This window comes from Flavobacterium sp. 22659, assembly GCF_052044235.1.
Lineage (GTDB): Bacteria > Bacteroidota > Bacteroidia > Flavobacteriales > Flavobacteriaceae > Flavobacterium > Flavobacterium johnsoniae.
On sequence record NZ_JBQEMU010000007.1, the window covers coordinates 33,013 to 51,344 of the forward strand.

Sequence of the window (18,332 nt, forward strand, 5' to 3'; positions counted from 1 at the left end):
GCCCAAAATAAGATTGAAGAATAAATACATAATCCTAAAATAGTTTTTAGGATTTGAAATATTAGAATGAGATTGCTTCGTTCCTCACAAAGACAAGCAAAAAGTAAATTAAATGTTCCATAGGAACAATGGATTGGTAGAAAATGACAGAAAAAAGAAGAGACCTTGTATTATCAGGATTAGAACCGTTGATTATTACGCCGGAAAGTGTTTTCGTGAATGTTGGTGAGCGTACAAACGTAACAGGTTCAAGAAAATTCTTGAGATTAATCAAGGAAGAGAAATATGACGAGGCGCTTGATATTGCAAGACAACAAGTAGAAGGCGGGGCACAGATCATCGATATTAATATGGATGAAGGAATGCTTGACGGAGTTACTGCAATGACTAAATTTTTGAATTTAATTGCTGCAGAACCAGACATTTCGAGAGTGCCGATTATGATCGACAGTTCGAAATGGGAAATCATCGAAGCAGGTCTAAAAGTAGTACAAGGAAAAAGCGTTGTAAACTCGATTTCGTTAAAAGAAGGAGAAGAAGCCTTTATTCACCACGCCAAATTAATCAAACGTTACGGAGCAGCTGCTATTGTAATGGCTTTTGACGAAGTGGGTCAGGCGGATAATTACGATCGTAGAGTGGAAATTTGTCAGCGTTCGTATGATATTTTGGTAAACAAAGTAGGATTCCCTCCGCAGGATATTATTTTCGATTTGAATATTTTCCCAGTTGCAACAGGAATGGAAGAACACCGCCTGAATGCTCTGGACTTTTTTAGAGGAACAAAATGGGTTCGGGAGAATCTTCCGCACGCACATATTAGTGGTGGAGTAAGTAACGTTTCGTTTTCTTTTAGAGGAAACGATACGGTTCGTGAAGCAATGCACTCGGTGTTTTTATACCACGCGATTAAAAACGGAATGACGATGGGAATCGTAAATCCAGAGATGCTTACGATTTATGATGATATTCCGAAAGATTTATTAGAACACGTTGAAGACGTTATTTTAGATAGACGCGACGATGCTACAGAACGACTTTTAGATTTTGCAGAAAATGTAAAAGGAGAAGCAAAGAGCGATGAAAAAGTAGTTCAGGAATGGCGTTTTGGAACTGTTCAGGAGCGTATTACACATTCGTTAGTAAAAGGAATTGATGCTTTTATTGAAGAAGATGTAGAAGAAGCACGTTTGGCAGCGACAAAACCAATCGAAGTTATCGAAATCAATTTGATGACGGGAATGAATGTAGTTGGAGATTTATTCGGAAGTGGAAAAATGTTCCTTCCTCAGGTTGTAAAATCAGCTCGTGTAATGAAAAAAGCGGTTGCTTATTTATTGCCATTTATTGAAGCAAGTAAACAAGCGGGAGACAAACAAGGAAACGGAAAAATCCTAATGGCAACCGTAAAAGGTGACGTTCACGATATTGGTAAAAACATTGTTTCGGTGGTATTGGCTTGTAACAATTACGAGATTGTAGATCTTGGTGTTATGGTGCCTCCGGAAAAAATTATTGCGGCGGCGATTGAACACAATGTAGACATTATCGGTTTAAGCGGACTGATCACACCTTCGCTTGACGAAATGGTATATTTAGCCAAAGAACTGGACAAACAAGATATTAAAATCCCGATTATGATTGGCGGGGCAACCACTTCGCGCGCGCATACAGCCGTGAAAATTGCACCTCAATATAGAGAAACTGTAATTCACGTAAACGATGCTTCGAGAGCTGTTACCGTTGCAGGAAATCTGTTGGATCATAACCGAAAAATATATGCGGCTGATATTCGCGCAGAATACGATTCGTTTAGAGAAACATTCTTAAATCGTTCAAGAGATAAAAACTTCCTGACGATTGAAGATGCCCGCAAAAACAAATTACCATTGGACTGGAGCGAATATACGCCGACTAAACCAAAAGTAATTGGCACACAAACTATCGAAATAGAACTGGATGTTTTGGTTCCGTATATCGACTGGACGCCATTTTTTCAAACTTGGGAATTGTACGGAAAATATCCTGCGATTTTAACGGATGAGGTTGTGGGTAAAGAAGCAACTTCTGTTTTTAATGATGCTCAGGCAATGCTAAAAGTAATTTTAGAAGAGAAAAAACTAAAAGCAAAAGGTATTTACGGAATTTTCCCTGCGAATCAGGTAAATGACGATGATATCGAATTGCGTGATGAAAACGGAAAAGTTTTGGAGAAATTCTTAACGCTTCGTCAGCAGTCGCAAAAAACAAAAGGTGCTCCAAACATCGCTTTAGCCGATTTTATTCTGCCAAAAGAAAGCGGAATAGAAGATTATATGGGAGCTTTTTGCGTAACAACAGGTTTTGGTGTAGACGAATGGGCGGCGGAATATGAAAAGAATTTAGACGATTACAATTCGATTATGGTAAAAGCGCTTGCCGATCGTTTTGCTGAGGCTTTCGCCGAATATCTTCACGAGAGAGTCCGTAAAGATTTCTGGGGTTATGACAGCGAAGAATCTTTAACCAACGAAGAATTGATCAAAGAAAGTTATAAAGGAATTCGTCCAGCTCCAGGTTATCCGGCTTGTCCAGATCACTTGGAAAAACCAACAATCTGGAAGCTTTTAGATGTTGAAAAACAAATAGGAGTGAAACTAACAGAAAGTATGGCAATGTGGCCGGCTTCTTCGGTTTCAGGATATTATTTCGGAAACCCAAAAAGCCGCTATTTCGGACTCGGAAAAATAAAAGAAGATCAGGTTACAGATTACGCAAAACGCCGAAATGTGCCACTTGATTACGCAATGAAATGGTTAAATCCTAATATAGCAGATTAAATTAGTCGAAAGTCAAAAGTCGTAAAGTCCGAAAGGAAAGACTTTAGACTTTAGGCTTTACAACTTTAAGACTTAATAATGAAAGTAACAGAACATATAGAAAACGCCAAAGGAAAAACATTATTCTCATTTGAAATTATTCCGCCTCAAAAGGGGAAAAGCATTCAGGAATTATACGATAATATTGATCCGTTAATGGAGTTTAATCCACCGTTTATTGATGTAACGACTTCACGTGAGGAGTATATTTACATTGATAAAGGCAACGGACTTTTGGACAAAAAACTGACTCGTATGCGTCCGGGAACGCTTGGAATCTGCGCTTCTATAAAACATAAATACAATGTTGACACTGTGCCGCATTTGCTTTGCGGTGGTTTTACAAAAGAAGAAACCGAATACATGCTGGTTGACTGTCATTATTTAGGAATTAACAACGTAATGGCGCTTCGCGGCGATGCCATGAAAGATGAACAATCTTTTGTGCCAAAAGCAGGCGGTAACCATTATGCAATTGATTTGGTTAAACAAATTAAAGATCTAAACTGCGGGCAATATCTGCATGAAGTAATAGATGCTGATAACAAAGCAGATTTCTGTATTGGAGTTGCCGGTTATCCAGAAAAACATTTAGAATCACCATCTTTACAATCAGATTTAAAAAGATTAAAAGAAAAAGTAGATGCAGGAGCTGATTACGTAGTAACACAAATGTTTTTTGACAATTCAAAGTATTTTGCTTTTGTAGAAAAAGCAAGAGAAATGGGAATCACAATTCCGATTATTCCTGGAATTAAACCCATTGCCGTTCAAAGACATTTACAAGTTTTACCGCAGATTTTCAGAATCGATTTACCAGAAGATTTAATCGATGCTGTAGATAAATGCAAAAACAACGCTGAAATCAAACAAGTCGGAATCGAATGGGCGATTCAGCAGTCATTAGAATTAAAAGCCGCAGGAGTTCCATTTTTACACTATTATTCAATGGGTAAATCTGAGAATATCCGCCAGATTGCAAGTCAGGTTTTTTAAGGTCTTTGCGAGGAACTTTGTCAAAGTTTTAAAACTGTGACAAAGTTGTTCAAGTATAGTTTGTCATTCCGAGGAACGAGGAATCTCACTCGGGTGTCGACAAAGATTGGCAATCTACTTTGCGGAGTTTCTAGTGTGATTCCTCGTTCCTCGGAATGACAAAAAAGTTGGAATTTTTTAATTGGAATTTAAAAATAACCATTATGAAACAAGAAGAACTACAAGCCATAGCCTCTCAATTAAAACATCCATCGGGAGAAAAAGGAATCGAAATGGGCAATATGATGAACGAAACGAACATCAACATGACCAAGCATTCGATTCAGAATCTAAATATTTCAAACGAAAACAGAATCCTGGAACTAGGCCACGGAAACGCTGGTCACGTAGAATTTTTGTTTGAACAAGCCAAAAATCTAAAGTATTACGGACTGGAAATGTCGGAACTGATGTTTCAGGAAGCGCGCCAGATCAATAGAAATTTTGTTTCTCAAAAACAGGCTTTCTTTTCGCTTTATGACGGAAATACGATTCCGTTTGAAGCTGAATTATTTGATAAAATATTTACAGTAAATACCATTTATTTCTGGCAGAAGCCTGAGGAATTACTATCGGAAATCTACAGGGTTTTAAAACCAAATGGAAATTTCTGCTTAACATTTGCCGAAGAAGATTTCATGAAAAAACTGCCTTTTACACAATTCGAATTTGAATTGTACAGTACAGAAAAAGCGCAGGAATTAATCAAAAAATCGGATTTTAAAATTGTGTATACAGAAACACAAACCGAAAAAGTAAAAAGCAAAACAGGAGAATTAGTCGACAGAGCTTTTACTACTATTGTTCTGGAGAAGTAGTTGAAATTTTAAACACATAGAAACATAGATTTTTCTTAATTTTAGTTGAGAAGAATTAAAAGAAAAATACATTTTTCACATATAGCTATGTTTGTTTAAATAAGTGAAACGCCTTTATAGACAAAGAGAACTATGTTTCTATGTGTTAAAAATAAAGGTTGCTGAATTCTAAACCCTTGTATAATTATGGAAGTTAAGAAAATCAATTTTTTGCAGAGTTACAGCAGTATTTTATGGCTTCTTGGTGGTATTATAATCGGGAGCATTTTCGGATTGGTATTTGGAGAAGATGTTTTGATTATAAAACCACTTGGCGATATATTCCTGAATTTACTTTTTACAGCCATTATTCCACTTATCTTTTTTACGATTGGTTCTTCGGTTGCGAATCTGGAGCGAACAGAAAAGCTAGGAAAACTGTTTGTTATAATGGTATTGGTTTTTCTAGCTACCATTTTGATTTCAGCAATTGTAATGATTTGTGCTGTTTACCTTTTTCCAATTCATGAACATATTGCGATTGCAAAGGTTGCTTTTGAAGAAACAGCATCAGGATCGGCGGGAGATCAAATTGCGAAATTGCTTACAGCCAATGATTTCTTCGAATTATTGTCTCGAAAAAGCATGCTGGCGTTGATTATTTTTTCTTTTTTAGTGGGTTTTGCAACACTACAATCAGGAGAAAAAGGAAATGCATTCAAGAGTTTTCTGGATTCAGGAAACGAGGTAATGAAACAGCTTTTAAACATCATCATGAAATTTGCGCCAATTGGTTTGGGAGCTTATTTTGCTTATCAGGTTGGTGTTTTCGGACCACAATTGTTAGGAGTTTATGCAAAACCAATGGCAGTTTACTATGCTGCCTGCATTTTCTATTTCTTTGTGTTCTTTAGTTTATATGCTTTTGCTGCTGGCGGAAAACGAGCTTTCAAAGTTTTTTGGAGCAATAACATAATGCCTTCTTTAACAGCAGTTGGAACCTGCAGCAGCATTGCAACGATTCCGGCTAATTTAACTGCGACAGAAAAAATGGGAATTCCGGCACATGTACGAAATCTGGTAATTCCGCTTGGCGCGCCTCTGCACAAAGATGGTTCGAGTATGTCATCCATTTTAAAAATAACTTTTTTGTTTGCCATGTTTGGGAAAGATTTTTCAGATCCGATGACAATTCTTTTAGCACTTGGAATTACGGTTATAGTTTCAATTGTCGAAGGCGGAATCCCGAATGGAGGTTATATTGGCGAAATTTTAGCCATAACTGTTTATGGTTTTCCAATGGAACAAGCACTTCCAGTTGCCATGATTCTAGGGACTTTAGTAGATCCAATTGCTACTTTATTAAATGCCAATGGAGACGTAATCTGTTCTATGATGGTTTCAAGATTCTCTGAAAAGACGAAATGGTAGCTTCTCTATAAAATTTCAATTCTTAAAATAAATACTAATAACAACTTATCTCGTGTGAAATGGCTTTGACTTCGCTCAGCCTGACATTGCGTGATGTAAATAACTATATAATATGAATTCAAAATTACAGCATGATCTCGACAATTTTGAGAATATCTTAGAAAAGGCAAAACAGCAGGGAATTGATTTTCTGAACAATTTGGAAACTATTCCAACTTCAAATAAAAATGTAATTGATCCAAAACGTGATTTGAACGAATTAGGTTTAGGTTCTGAAGAAGCTTTAAGCGAGTTTAAAGAAAGATTAGCACCTCTATTAGTCTCATCGCCAGGTCCGCGTTATTGGGGATTTGTAACCGGCGGATCAACCCCAGCTTCTATTGTTGGAGATTGGCTGGCATCAGTTTACGATCAAAATACACAATCTGTAACTTCACAGGGAGGTAATTCGGCTTTAATAGAATTCGAAACTATTAATTTATTATTGCAATTATTAGAACTTCCGGATTCGTTTTTAGGCGGATTTGTAACGGGCGCCACAATGTCTAATTTCACAAGTTTAGCCGTTGCGAGACAATGGTTTGGAAAACAGTTTGGAAAAGATTTTGCTAAAAACGGAATTTCTGAAACCATCAATATTTTAACAGCAACACCGCATTCTTCTTCTATAAAATCATTATCGATGTTAGGAATTGGAAGCCAGAATTATACTGTTGTAAAAACAATCGAAGGTAATCGTGAAGCTTTGGATATTGCCGATTTAGAAGAAAAGATTAAAGATCTAAACGGAAAACCTTTTATTCTGATTTCAAGTGCTGGAACAGTAAATACAGCCGACTTTGATGATTTTGAAGCAATAGCAGAATTGAAAGAAAAATACAATTTCTGGTGGCATATTGACGGTGCTTTTGGCGGATTTGCGGCAGTTTCAGAAAAATACAAACATTATGTAAAAGGCTGGGAAGGAGCAGACAGCATTACGATTGACTGCCATAAATGGCTGAATGTTCCGTACGAAAGTGCTTTTTATTTGATAAAAAAAGAGCATGTTAATCTGCAGATTGAAACATTCCAAAATTCAAACGCGCCTTATTTAGGGAATCCGTTGGAGAATTTTAATTACCTAAATGTAGTTCCGGAAAATTCACGCCGTTTAAGAGCACTGCCGGTTTGGTTTTCTTTAGTGGCTTACGGAAAAGAAGGTTTTTGTGATATTATTGAAAAAAGTATTTTACTGGCACTTCATTTTGCAAATGCACTTGTTGATGAGGGAAGATTTGAGCTTTTAGCTCCAATTCGATTAAATAATGTTTGTTTTACTTTAAAAGGTGATGAAAATCAGGAAAAAGTAACAGCATTTTTAACTGAACTGAACGATACTGGTAAAGTGTTTATGACGCCGACTGTTTACCAAAATAAAAAAGGTATCCGTGCTTCATTTGTAAACTGGAGAACAAATGAAGAAGATATTAGAATCGTTATCGAAGAAATGAAAACTATTTTGGAGAATTTATAGGCTAAAAATAAAAGAGCCTGCAAAAATCAGCAGGCTCTTTTTTCAAAAAAAAATAAAAAACAAAAAAACAAGTTCAAGGGATGAATTTAAATTCTGTATGTAAAGGCTAATGTAGCGATACGATTATCCAAGTTGTATCGTTTATTGATTGCAGTCTGCCCAACTGCTGAGTTTATATAAAAATTATTCGTATTAAGAACATCTGTAAAATTTAGTTTAAAGCTTCCTTTGCCAGCCAATACCTGTTTTGAAACTCCAATACTCAGATCAAAAAAGCCGTCACGTTCATAAACTCCTAAATTTGATTTTGACTGATATTGAGCATTCGCTTCTGCTTTCAGGCTTTCTGTAATAGTAAATGAATTCTGAACATTTAAATTTAAAGTCACAATTGGGTCAATTGTAGAAGAATTGAGCGCATTTGCTTCAAACCTGTTTTCAAAAACATTAAAAAGTGTATTTACAGACCAGTACTTTGCCAGTTCGGCAGAATGAGTAATATTTAATCCGTAATTGTATGATTTCGATAAATTAATTTGAGTTGTTACAGTTATATTAGTGTCTGGATTATAATTGTACACATCTGTAAAAACATCTTTTGTAGTGTTAAAATATAATGACGCCATAAAAGCACTTTTCCAGGCATATCCCACTTCTGCCGTGTGTGTAATCTCAGGAACTAAGTTTGGATTTCCCTGTGAATAGTTAAACGGGTCATCATAAAAACGGAACGGATTCAGATCAAACTGACTAGGTCTGTTGATTCTTTTACTGTATGATGCATGAATAGAGTGACTGCTTGTAAATTCATATTTTAAAGAAAGACTTGGAAACCATTTTAAATAATCGTCTTTATGTTCTTCGTTTAAAGTTTTTTGTAAAATGTCGATCGCTGTATATTCAGATCGTACACCACCCTGAATGCTCAAGTCCCCAACTCGGTATTTATAATTGGCATAAGCCGCATAAATCTGTTCTTTATATTCAAAATGATTAGAAGAATTGGCATCTATAACCCATTGATTATTGTCTAAATATTCATAAACCGAAGGATTGTCATTATTTTTTACACTGGCTTTAAAACCCCATTCAATAGATTGTTTTTCTTTTAAAGGATTTGTAAAATCAACTTTTCCTGTAAAAACTTTTAATTGTGACGGAATATAACCTCTTCGGTCATTGACAGCAGTGGTATTTGAAAGATCGTTTGAACTTTGAAATTGATTTGATCTGAATTTTGAAGTTTCGTATTCAAAATCAAAAGCCATATTTTTTCCTTCAGTATTAAATTTATGAAGTCCGGAAAAAGCGTATGTATAATCAAACCACTTTTCTTTGCTGTCATTATAAGTTACAGCATCAAATTGAAGCTGATTCATTGCGTTTACAACCGTATTTGTACCGTTTGCCATGTTTTGATAACGTCCAATTTTAGCATCAACATAAGCTTCGATATTTGTTTTTGGAGAAATCTCATATTGCGCTCCAACTTTAAAATTGTTTGATGTCAACGGTTCGTCAGTAATTGAAGTCTGATGATTTTTAGTCGAAATTTGTGTACGCGCAGCATCTGTATATTGGATCTGATTAAATTCTTTAAGTTCTTCTTCACCTCTAAAAGTATAGCTGTAATTTCCAAAAAGGCCCAGTTTATTTTTGTTGTAACTTAAGTTAACACCAGAATTAGTTCTATTTTTTCGGCCTCTGCCATAACTGGTAAATGCCGTTCCTTTTAATCCTGAATTACTTGGTTTTTTTAAAATGATGTTAATAATTCCTGCTTTTCCGGCAGCATCATATTTAGATGAAGGATTCGTGATAACTTCTATTTGTTTAATATTCGAAGAAGTAGTCGATTTTAAGTAATTGGCTAATTCTTTCTGCGAAAGCTGCGTTAGTTTGCCATTTATCATTACGGCAACACCCTGCTGTCCGCGAATAGATAAATCGCCGTCCTGCGAAACTACAACGCCGGGCGCACGCGATAAAACATCTAATGCTGTGCCGCCTTCAGAAACTATACTATTTTCGACATTGAAAACCAATCGATCAGATTTTTGAGTGTATAAAACTTTCTTTTTTGTAATTACGATTTCATCTAAAACATTAATTGAGGTTTCAACTATGCTGTCATTTTCCTGTTCTGTCTGTGAATAGGAGTATACTGAAAATGCCAGCATAATTGAGGTTAAAATATTCTTCATGTCGTTTTGGGCTTTTAAATTTTAAATAGGCTTATATTTTTACTGTAAAACGATTTCTTCAATTTTATCAGAAAGTTTTTTTTGAAAGCTTTCAGTTTGGCTTAAAATTGAACAGAAGAAGACTTTTATATGGTGGATAAAGGATAACATTTGGTAGGGTATTATTATGTTTTTGCTTGGCAAATATAACACTATTTATAACAAGTCTAAATAAAAATAGTTAAAATTTGCTTAAATAAAGCATAATCGTCTGATAACGAATAAATAATATTTTTAGAGGTAAAAAGAATTATTAAGAGAAATAACAATTCTAAAAAAGAAAACCCAATTTATTCCTGGAATAAATTGGGTTGGTATAAGAAACTGAGACTGTAAACTGAGACTGAAAATTATTTAGTAATCTCTCTAAATACAGCTTCGAGGTTTTTGTTTTTCTGATTCAATTGTAATGTTTTTAATCCATTCTCGTTAGCAAAGTCAAAAATGGCAGGACGCATATCTTTGTCAGTAATAAAAGTTAGCTCCCAAGTCATGTCATGCGTATTTTTGTATGAAGCGATATTTTCAAGCTTTGCTAAAAGCTGTTCTTCTATCTGATAATCAAACTCAACCTCAATAACTTGTTCCTTGTCTGCAGCAACTAAATGATCTAATTTATTGTCGGCTACAATTTGTCCTTTGTCAATAATTATGACACGGTCGCAGATCGCTTCGACTTCCTGCATAATATGTGTCGAAAGAAAAATGGTTTTATCCTTTCCGATATTTTTAATTACGTTTCGAATTTCCATTAACTGATTCGGATCCAGACCTGTAGTTGGTTCATCTAAAATTAAAACATCCGGATTATGTAACAAAGCATTTGCAAGCCCTACACGCTGGCGGTATCCTTTTGATAGCTGGCTGATTTTTTTATGACTTTCCGGTGTCAGTCCTGTCAGTTGGATTACTTCTTCAATTCTTGACTTTGGCACTTTATAAACATCGGCATTAAAAGCCAAATACTCACGAACATACAAATCCAAATATAACGGATTATGCTCTGGTAAGTAACCAATAGACTGTTGTACTGCTTTTGCATTTGTCATGACATCGTGACCATTTACAAGGGCTGAGCCGCTGTCGGCAAGTAAATAAGTGGTCAGGATTTTCATCAAAGTAGATTTTCCGGCTCCATTTGGACCGAGGAATCCTACGATTTCTCCTTTCTCAATTTTAAAAGAAATTTCATTTAAAGCTTTTTGCTCTCCGTAACTTTTTGATATACTGTTTACTTCTATCGACATGACTTTTTATTTGTTACAAAAGTAAACAGAAATAGTCTCGATTGCTAAAAATTCATCTCTTAAAAAAAATATAAAAAAAATCATCAGCCCAGTATTCACGGCATCGTTATTGTTAAAGGAATGCTAAAATAAAAATATACCCAAATTATGAAAAAAATTCTAGTGATGGCTGCTTTGGCTATCTGCAGTTTTGCAAACGCTCAAAAAGGAACAATCTTAGTAGGTGGAAACATCGGTTATACTTCTGAAAAATCAGAATACAGATTCAGCGAAGACAAAACAAGTACATTTACTTTTTCTCCAAAAGTAGGTTACCAATTTAACGATAACTGGACAGTAGGAGGAGAGTTTGCAGTAAGCTCATCTAACGACGAAACAACAGCTGGTATCGAAGAAAAAAACAACAATTTCAGATTAGGAGCATTTGTTCGTTATTCTGTGCCATTAAGCCAAACATTTGCTGTTTTTGCTGATATGGGAGCTGGTTTTCAAACTCAAAAAGATAAAGTTTACGGACCTGGAAATGCTTATGCAAAATACAAAGGAGACGGTATGTATGTTGGTGTTACTCCAGCTCTTTTCATTAACATGAAAAAAGGTTTTGGTTTAAATTTCAGCATTGGTGGTTTAGGATACGAAACTTTAAGTTTTGATAACAACGGAGCTGATTACAGCAAATTCTACTTTAACTTTGGACAAACATTTAACATTGGAATTTCTAAAAACTTCTAATCTTAAATTATATATTCAATTTCAGAAAGCACCTCAATCGAGGTGCTTTTTTTATAACTATTTCTTTTTGTTATTTTAATTTTCAGTTTATTTATAATGGTCTGTTTTTAATTAATTGTTAAGAAAATTAGTATTGGCATTCAGTGGTATTTTTGTTGTTGTATGTATGTGAAATCTTAATAAATATCACATTATGAAAAAAATGCTACTTATTCTTGCATTGTCAGTTTTTGGCTTTGCAAATGCCCAAAAGGGAACAATTTTAGTTGGAGGAAATATCGGTTATACTTCTGACACTTATGATTACCAATCTAATAAGGTTAAAGCAACAAGCTTTGATTTTTCTCCAAAAGCAGGTTATCAATTTCATGATAATTGGACCGTTGGGGCAGAATTTAAAGTATCTTCTTCTAAACAAGAAGGAGATCTTAATAAAACAAAATCTAATTCTTTTAAAGCTGGAGCATTTGTACGTTATACTGTTCCTTTGAGTGAAACTTTTTCTGTTTTTGGTGATTTAGGAGCAGGTTTTCAAAATCGAAGAAATAAAGCTTATGAAAATGATCCACTGATATCTGATGCTAAAGCAGATGGTATGTATGTTGGGCTTACACCGGCACTTTTTATCAATATGAAAAAAGGTTTTGGACTTAATTTTAGTATTGGAGGTTTAGGCTATGAAACTTTAAGCTATGATAATAATGGTGTAGATGTTAAATCTTTTTACTTCAATTTTGGAAAAACAGTAAACATTGGGATTTCTAAAAACTTCTAGTTCTAGATTTTAATGTAAAATAGAAAAGCACTTCATTTGAAGTGCTTTTTGTTTGTTAAAGATTTTATGAAAATGAAATTCTTCTTCCTCTAAAAATAGTATACCAACAGAAGTGAAACCGAAACGAATCATAACTAAATTCGGTCTCACCTGCCGGAATAAAAAAACAAAAATATATTCTAAATAAAACTATTCAGTAAGAGGATTTTCTATAGCTTTTCTCATTTCCTGAGCTGCAGCAACCATTTCAATCAGGGCTTTTTTAGTTTCGTCCCAATGACGGGTTTTTAAACCGCAATCCGGATTTACCCAAAGCTGGTCAACAGGAATTACAGCCGAAGCTTTTTCCAGTAATCGAACCATTTCTTTACTCGAAGGAACACGCGGCGAGTGAATGTCATAAACACCAGGTCCAATTTCGTTAGGATATTTAAAGTTGGCAAAAGCATCCAAAAGTTCCATTTGCGAACGAGAACATTCGATTGTAATAACATCGGCATCCATGTCGGCAATGTTTTGGATGATGTCGTTGAACTCGCTGTAACACATGTGCGTGTGAATCTGCGTGTCGTCGTTTACACCGCTTGCAGAAATTCTAAAAGCTTTTACAGCCCAGTCTAAATATTTTGCCCATTCTTCTTTTCTTAAAGGTAAACCTTCACGAATTGCCGGCTCATCGATTTGAATAATTTTGATTCCTGCTTTTTCTAAATCTACAACTTCATCGCGAATGGCAAGAGCAATCTGTGTACAAGTTTCAGAACGAGGCTGATCATTACGAACAAATGACCATTGTAAGATTGTTACAGGACCAGTCAACATTCCTTTTACCCATTTTGAAGTTAGAGACTGCGCATATTTTGACCATTTTACAGTCATTGGGTTTGGTCTTGAAACGTCTCCATAAATAACCGGCGGTTTCACACAACGGCTTCCGTAGCTTTGAACCCAGCCGTTTTTAGTAAAAGTAAATCCGTTTAATTGCTCGCCGAAATATTCTACCATATCATTACGCTCAAATTCTCCGTGTACCAGAACATCAATTCCAGTTTCTTCCTGAAAACGAATTGCAGCTTCAGTTTCTTTTTCGATTAAATCGTTGTATTGTTCAGTAGTTAGTTCACCTTTTTTGAATTTTGCTCTCCAGCTTCTCACTTCTGCAGTCTGAGGGAAAGATCCAATTGTTGTAGTTGGAAATAACGGCAGATTTAAAGCATCGATCTGGCTTTTTCTTCTTGAAGCAAAAGCACTTTTACGTTTGTCATCGGCAGTGGTAATTCCGGCAGCACGTGCTTTAACTTCGTTATTATGAATTAATTTTGAAGTTTTGCGGTTTTCATTTGCAATAACATTTCTTTCGTAATCAGCAGAGTTTTCAGGGTTAACTTCGCCAGAAGCAAATTGTTTTAAAAGTACAATTTCGTTGATTTTCTGTTTTGCAAAAGCAAGCCATTGTTTAATTTCCGGTGTTAAAGTCTGATCGTTTGTTTCTAGATCTAAATCGCACGGACTGTGAATTAAAGAACAAGACGGAGCAACCAAGATTCGGTTTTCGCCCAAAGCATCAGTTGCTTTTTTGATTAATTCCAACGATTTTTTGAAGTCGTTTTTCCAGATATTTCTTCCGTCAACCACTCCAAGCGAAAGGTTTACATTTGGAGCCAGTTTTCCTGATTCTAAAATATCATCTAACTGAAGCTGACAACGTACTAAATCTAAATGTAAAGTATCAACCGGAAGCGCTAAAGCCGTTTCAAGATTCTCTCCAAAACAATCAAAGTAATTGGCTAAAATAATTTTAAGTTTTGGAAAACGAACATTGATTTCGTTGTAAACTTTTGTAAAAACTTTTCTTTCTTTATCAGTTAAATTTAAAGCTAAAAAAGGTTCATCAAGCTGAATATATTCGGCGTTTTCTATTTGTAATTTTTCGAGAATTTCAAAATAAACCGGAAGTAAAGCATCAATAAGATCAATTCGGTTAAAACCTTCTTCTTTCTCTTTTCCTAGTAAAAGGTAAGAAACAGGTCCAATTAAAACAGGTTTTGTTTTAATTCCAACAGCATTTGCTTCTTTAAATTCAGTAATTATTTTTTCTGAAAACAATTCAAATTTTTGGTTCTTAGTGAATTCAGGAACAATATAATGATAATTGGTATCGAACCATTTTGTCATTTCCATTGCAACAACATCTTGCCCGTTTTTTTGTGATCCTCTTGCCATTGCAAAGTACAAATCTAAAGAAGAGTTTGATTTTGCTAATTCATGATAACGCTGTGGAATTGCACCAACAGCCAATGTTAAATCAAGTACGTGATCATAAAAAGAAAAATCATTACACGGAATTAAATCAACTCCGGCTTCAGATTGTAAACACCAGTTTTTAAGACGGATTTCTTTTCCGGCATCCAGAAGTTCATCTGCCGAAATTTTTCCGGCCCAATACAGTTCACTGGCTTTTTTCAGTTCTCTGTTGCTGCCAATTCTTGGGTAACCTAAATTGTTTGTTTTCATTTCTATTTCAGTATTTTTTACTGTACAAATTTATTGTATTGGTTTTTTAAACTTATATTTGAATATTATTTCAGTAAAAAGTGTCATTAAATATACTTTTTAAAGATTTAATTACTTTTAAGTTGTTTTAAATTGACTTTTAGCCGTAAAAAAAACTATGGAAAATTTAGATAAAACCGATTTACTGATCCTGAAATACCTTCAGGAAGACTGTAATATCAATACAAAAGATCTTGCGAGTAAATTATTTCTGACGGTAACGCCTGTTTACGAGCGTATCAAAAGACTGGAAAGAGATGGTTACATAACAAAATATGTAGCACTTTTGGATAAGAAAAAAATGAACCGCGGCATGACCGTTTTTTGTAATGTTCGTTTAAAAGAACACGCAAAAAATGTAGGGAGTAATTTTGTAAAAGATATTGTGGCGCTTCCAGAAATTATAGAATGTTATAATATAGCCGGCGATTACGATTTTATGCTCAAAATATTGGTGCAGGATATGGCTAGCTATCAGGATTTTGTCATGAATAAGCTGTCAACCATTGAAAATATTGGAAACACGAACAGTATTTTTGTAATGGGAGAAATCAAGCACAGCACTGCTCTTGAATTTTAAAACATTAAATTATTTATAAGGATCAATGGATTTTGGTTGAACAAAATCCTAAATAAAACGTATTTTTGAATTTTAGATGATAAATCTAAAATCATCCATCTAATATCTAAAATTGAAAAATGAACTGGGAACAACTTTTATCATTAAAACGTCAAGGAGATACAATTAAAAGATTGCGTGCAGAACAAGATGATACACGATTAGGTTTTGAGGTCGATTATGACCGAATTATATTTTCGGCTGCCTTTCGCTCTTTACAAGATAAAACTCAGGTAATTCCGCTTTCTAAAACAGATTTTGTGCATACCAGATTAACGCATAGTTTAGAAGTTTCGGTTGTAGGAAGATCTTTAGGACGTTTGGTTGGTAAAAAAATCATCGAAAAATATCCTTATTTAAAAGAAGTTCACGGATATCATATGAATGATTTTGGTGCAATTGTGGCAGCGGCTTCTTTAGCGCATGATATTGGAAACCCGCCTTTTGGACATTCTGGTGAAAAGGCAATTGGAGAGTATTTTTCGAGTGGAAAAGGATTAAAATACAAAGATAAACTGACAGCAAAACAATGGCAGGATTTAATTGATTTTGAAGGAAATGCCAATGGATTTTCAGTTTTAACAGCAAGCCGTCCGGGAATCGAAGGCGGACTTAGAATTTCGTATGCCACTTTAGGAGCTTTTATGAAATATCCAAAAGAAAGTCTTCCGAAAAAACCAACAAATAATATTGCCGATAAAAAATATGGTTTCTTTCAGTCAGACAAAACCTTTTTTGAAGAAGTGGCCGCTGATATGGGATTAATAGCAAATAAAGAAGATGGTGATATTGGTTTTGAAAGACATCCTTTGGCATATTTAGTCGAAGCAGCTGATGATATTTGTTATACAATTATTGATTTTGAAGATGGAATAAATCTAGGTTTAGTTTCTGAAGATTACGCTCTTGAATATTTAATCAAACTGGTAAAAGATAATATTGGAGTTGATAAATACAATATGTTAGAAACCAAAGAAGACAGAATTAGTTATTTACGTGCTTTGGCAATTGGAGCTTTAATTAACGATGCTGTAGATGTTTTTATTGAAAATGAAGAAGCAATTCTGGCGGGCAATTTTCCTTTTGCATTGACAGATAAAAGCAAATATAAAGCGCAGATGAATGACATTATCAAATTAAGTGTTGATAAAATTTATCAAAGCCGTGAAGTAATAGAAAAGGAAATTGTAGGTTATCAAATCATTCAGACATTGCTGGATAAATTTATCACAGCTTTTAATAATAAGTACGAAGGGACGGCATCAAATTACGATAAATTGATTTTGAAAATGCTCCCGGAAAAGCATCATTTAGAGAAAGGTAATTTATACGAACGTCTGCTTCACATCTGTCATTACGTTTCGCTTTTAACAGATGGAAATGCTTTAGAATTATATGAAATGATTCAGGGACGAAAAAAGAATTAATATTGAACAAAAAAACACCCCATAAAATCTTTATGGGGTGTTTTTTTATAATTAAAAGCGTTGGGATTTACTTGAAGGCATAAACGACACCAACACCAAGAACTTGTCTTAACTGCATCTTAGGGCCTTCATTAATTTGGGTTTTTGTTCCTGTAGCAGGATCTACAACATCTTTTTTGTTTTTAATATCATCATCATAAATTAAGTGAACGCCAATATTTGCTTTTACATAGGCATTTACAACCAGGTCCAGACGTGTGTCATAATCAATATCGACATTTCCGAAACGGTTTAAATAATCAGTATACAAACTCAGCCTGTTTTCGTAAAAAACGTTTTTATAAATTTCATTTTTCATGTAGGCTGTCAAAAGTATACCAAATTCGGCTTTTACTTTTTGTCCTTCTTCAACTAAAATCTGCTGTGTAGGATCTAAGGGATCAGGTGCATAAACGGCTTTTTTAACACCAAAAGAACCTTGATTCGCTAAATTTTGATCTAATACTAATGTGGTTTTTAACGTAATAGGTGAGAAATAAAAAGTTCTGTTTTTCTCTTTATTAGAGTTTTCAGCTCCAGCTCCCAGAAATATGTATGCTGGCGCAAAAGGTCTGGAAATAGCTACATCTCTATTAGGATAATTGTAACCATTAGAAAATTGTGTATTGAAATTAAATTTTGCAGAATAATACCAATTTGAAATTGTATCTGTTCTGTAACCATAAGTTGAGTTGAATTGAACCGCATCATCTGTCTTTCTTAATTCAGTACCATCCTGTTTATTTAGACCATATTTCATGATAAGTTCATTAAACCATTTCTGATTTCCTTTTATATAGGTTCTGGAAAATTCTCCTTTAAATAATCCTGAAATAGAGCTGGTTCCCCCGGCACTCCAGTTTAAAAAAGCAATTTGTGAAAGATCGAGTCCCAGTTGGTTTTTTTGTGCCCAGTTAGAAGGCGGTTTAGGACTTTGGTTTGGATCTAATGTTGTTTGAATAATCTGAGCAAAATTCTTAGATGTACACAAAAGAAATAAAAGCAAGAAGATTGAACGTAATAATTTCATTAGGTTTTAATTTTTTTTTGGTGCCGCAAA

At 34.6% G+C, this 18,332-nt stretch carries 13 protein-coding genes; 9 read left to right on the forward strand and 4 right to left on the reverse strand.

From position 1 onward, the window contains the following. The first annotated feature begins 143 nt into the window (after window positions 1-143). The 5 genes from metH to ACTJIW_RS09345 all read left to right on the forward strand — a co-directional run bounded on the left by metH (window position 144) and on the right by ACTJIW_RS09345 (window position 7,637). A complete protein-coding gene (metH, locus tag ACTJIW_RS09325) occupies window positions 144-2,819 on the forward strand; it encodes a methionine synthase (protein WP_440714558.1) in 2,676 nt (891 codons plus the stop codon). A 78-nt stretch (window positions 2,820-2,897) separates the two neighbouring features. After that, window positions 2,898-3,854 (forward strand): methylenetetrahydrofolate reductase [NAD(P)H], encoded by a 957-nt coding sequence (gene metF, locus ACTJIW_RS09330; protein ID WP_179003207.1) that lies wholly within the window; start codon window positions 2,898-2,900, stop codon window positions 3,852-3,854. A gap of 203 nt (window positions 3,855-4,057) precedes the next feature. Continuing rightward, window positions 4,058-4,711, forward strand: coding sequence for a class I SAM-dependent methyltransferase (locus tag ACTJIW_RS09335; RefSeq protein WP_121362441.1), 654 nt, complete (start codon window positions 4,058-4,060; stop codon window positions 4,709-4,711). 186 nt (window positions 4,712-4,897) lie between these two features. Continuing rightward, complete coding sequence (locus ACTJIW_RS09340) at window positions 4,898-6,121, forward strand: dicarboxylate/amino acid:cation symporter (RefSeq protein ID WP_440714557.1); 1,224 nt, start codon at window positions 4,898-4,900, stop codon at window positions 6,119-6,121. 112 nt (window positions 6,122-6,233) lie between these two features. Beyond that, complete coding sequence (locus tag ACTJIW_RS09345; protein ID WP_440714556.1) at window positions 6,234-7,637, forward strand: pyridoxal phosphate-dependent decarboxylase family protein; 1,404 nt, start codon at window positions 6,234-6,236, stop codon at window positions 7,635-7,637. Window positions 7,638-7,723: 86 nt separating this feature from the next. On the opposite strand, the gene ACTJIW_RS09350 is transcribed toward ACTJIW_RS09345, so the two are convergent. Together ACTJIW_RS09350 and gldA are read right to left on the reverse strand one after the other, a co-directional pair. Further along, a complete protein-coding gene (locus ACTJIW_RS09350; protein ID WP_440714555.1) occupies window positions 7,724-9,841 on the reverse strand; it encodes a TonB-dependent receptor domain-containing protein in 2,118 nt (705 codons plus the stop codon). Between the two features lie 389 nt (window positions 9,842-10,230). Continuing rightward, window positions 10,231-11,127, reverse strand: coding sequence for a gliding motility-associated ABC transporter ATP-binding subunit GldA (gene gldA / locus ACTJIW_RS09355; RefSeq protein WP_012023594.1), 897 nt, complete (start codon window positions 11,125-11,127; stop codon window positions 10,231-10,233). Window positions 11,128-11,274: 147 nt separating this feature from the next. Between gldA and ACTJIW_RS09360 the strand changes: the two genes are divergently transcribed. Next, a complete protein-coding gene (locus ACTJIW_RS09360; protein ID WP_012023595.1) occupies window positions 11,275-11,859 on the forward strand; it encodes an outer membrane beta-barrel protein in 585 nt (194 codons plus the stop codon). A 193-nt stretch (window positions 11,860-12,052) separates the two neighbouring features. Next, the gene (locus ACTJIW_RS09365; protein ID WP_012023596.1) at window positions 12,053-12,634 is read left to right on the forward strand and encodes an outer membrane beta-barrel protein; all 582 of its coding nucleotides are present in this window, start codon (window positions 12,053-12,055) and stop codon (window positions 12,632-12,634) included. A gap of 189 nt (window positions 12,635-12,823) precedes the next feature. On the opposite strand, the gene metE is transcribed toward ACTJIW_RS09365, so the two are convergent. Then, window positions 12,824-15,148, reverse strand: a complete 2,325-nt coding sequence (metE, locus tag ACTJIW_RS09370) for a 5-methyltetrahydropteroyltriglutamate--homocysteine S-methyltransferase (RefSeq protein ID WP_440714554.1) — start codon at window positions 15,146-15,148, stop codon at window positions 12,824-12,826. Window positions 15,149-15,305: 157 nt separating this feature from the next. Here metE and ACTJIW_RS09375 point away from each other — a divergent pair, with 157 nt between their 5' ends. Both ACTJIW_RS09375 and ACTJIW_RS09380 read left to right on the forward strand, forming a co-directional pair. Next, a complete protein-coding gene (locus ACTJIW_RS09375) occupies window positions 15,306-15,767 on the forward strand; it encodes an Lrp/AsnC family transcriptional regulator (RefSeq protein WP_012023598.1) in 462 nt (153 codons plus the stop codon). Between the two features lie 119 nt (window positions 15,768-15,886). Continuing rightward, window positions 15,887-17,233, forward strand: coding sequence for a deoxyguanosinetriphosphate triphosphohydrolase (locus ACTJIW_RS09380; RefSeq protein WP_012023599.1), 1,347 nt, complete (start codon window positions 15,887-15,889; stop codon window positions 17,231-17,233). Between the two features lie 67 nt (window positions 17,234-17,300). Here ACTJIW_RS09380 and ACTJIW_RS09385 read toward each other — a convergent pair whose 3' ends face one another. After that, the gene (locus ACTJIW_RS09385; protein WP_121362436.1) at window positions 17,301-18,302 is read right to left on the reverse strand and encodes a DUF3078 domain-containing protein; all 1,002 of its coding nucleotides are present in this window, start codon (window positions 18,300-18,302) and stop codon (window positions 17,301-17,303) included. Between the last annotated feature and the right edge of the window lie 30 nt (window positions 18,303-18,332).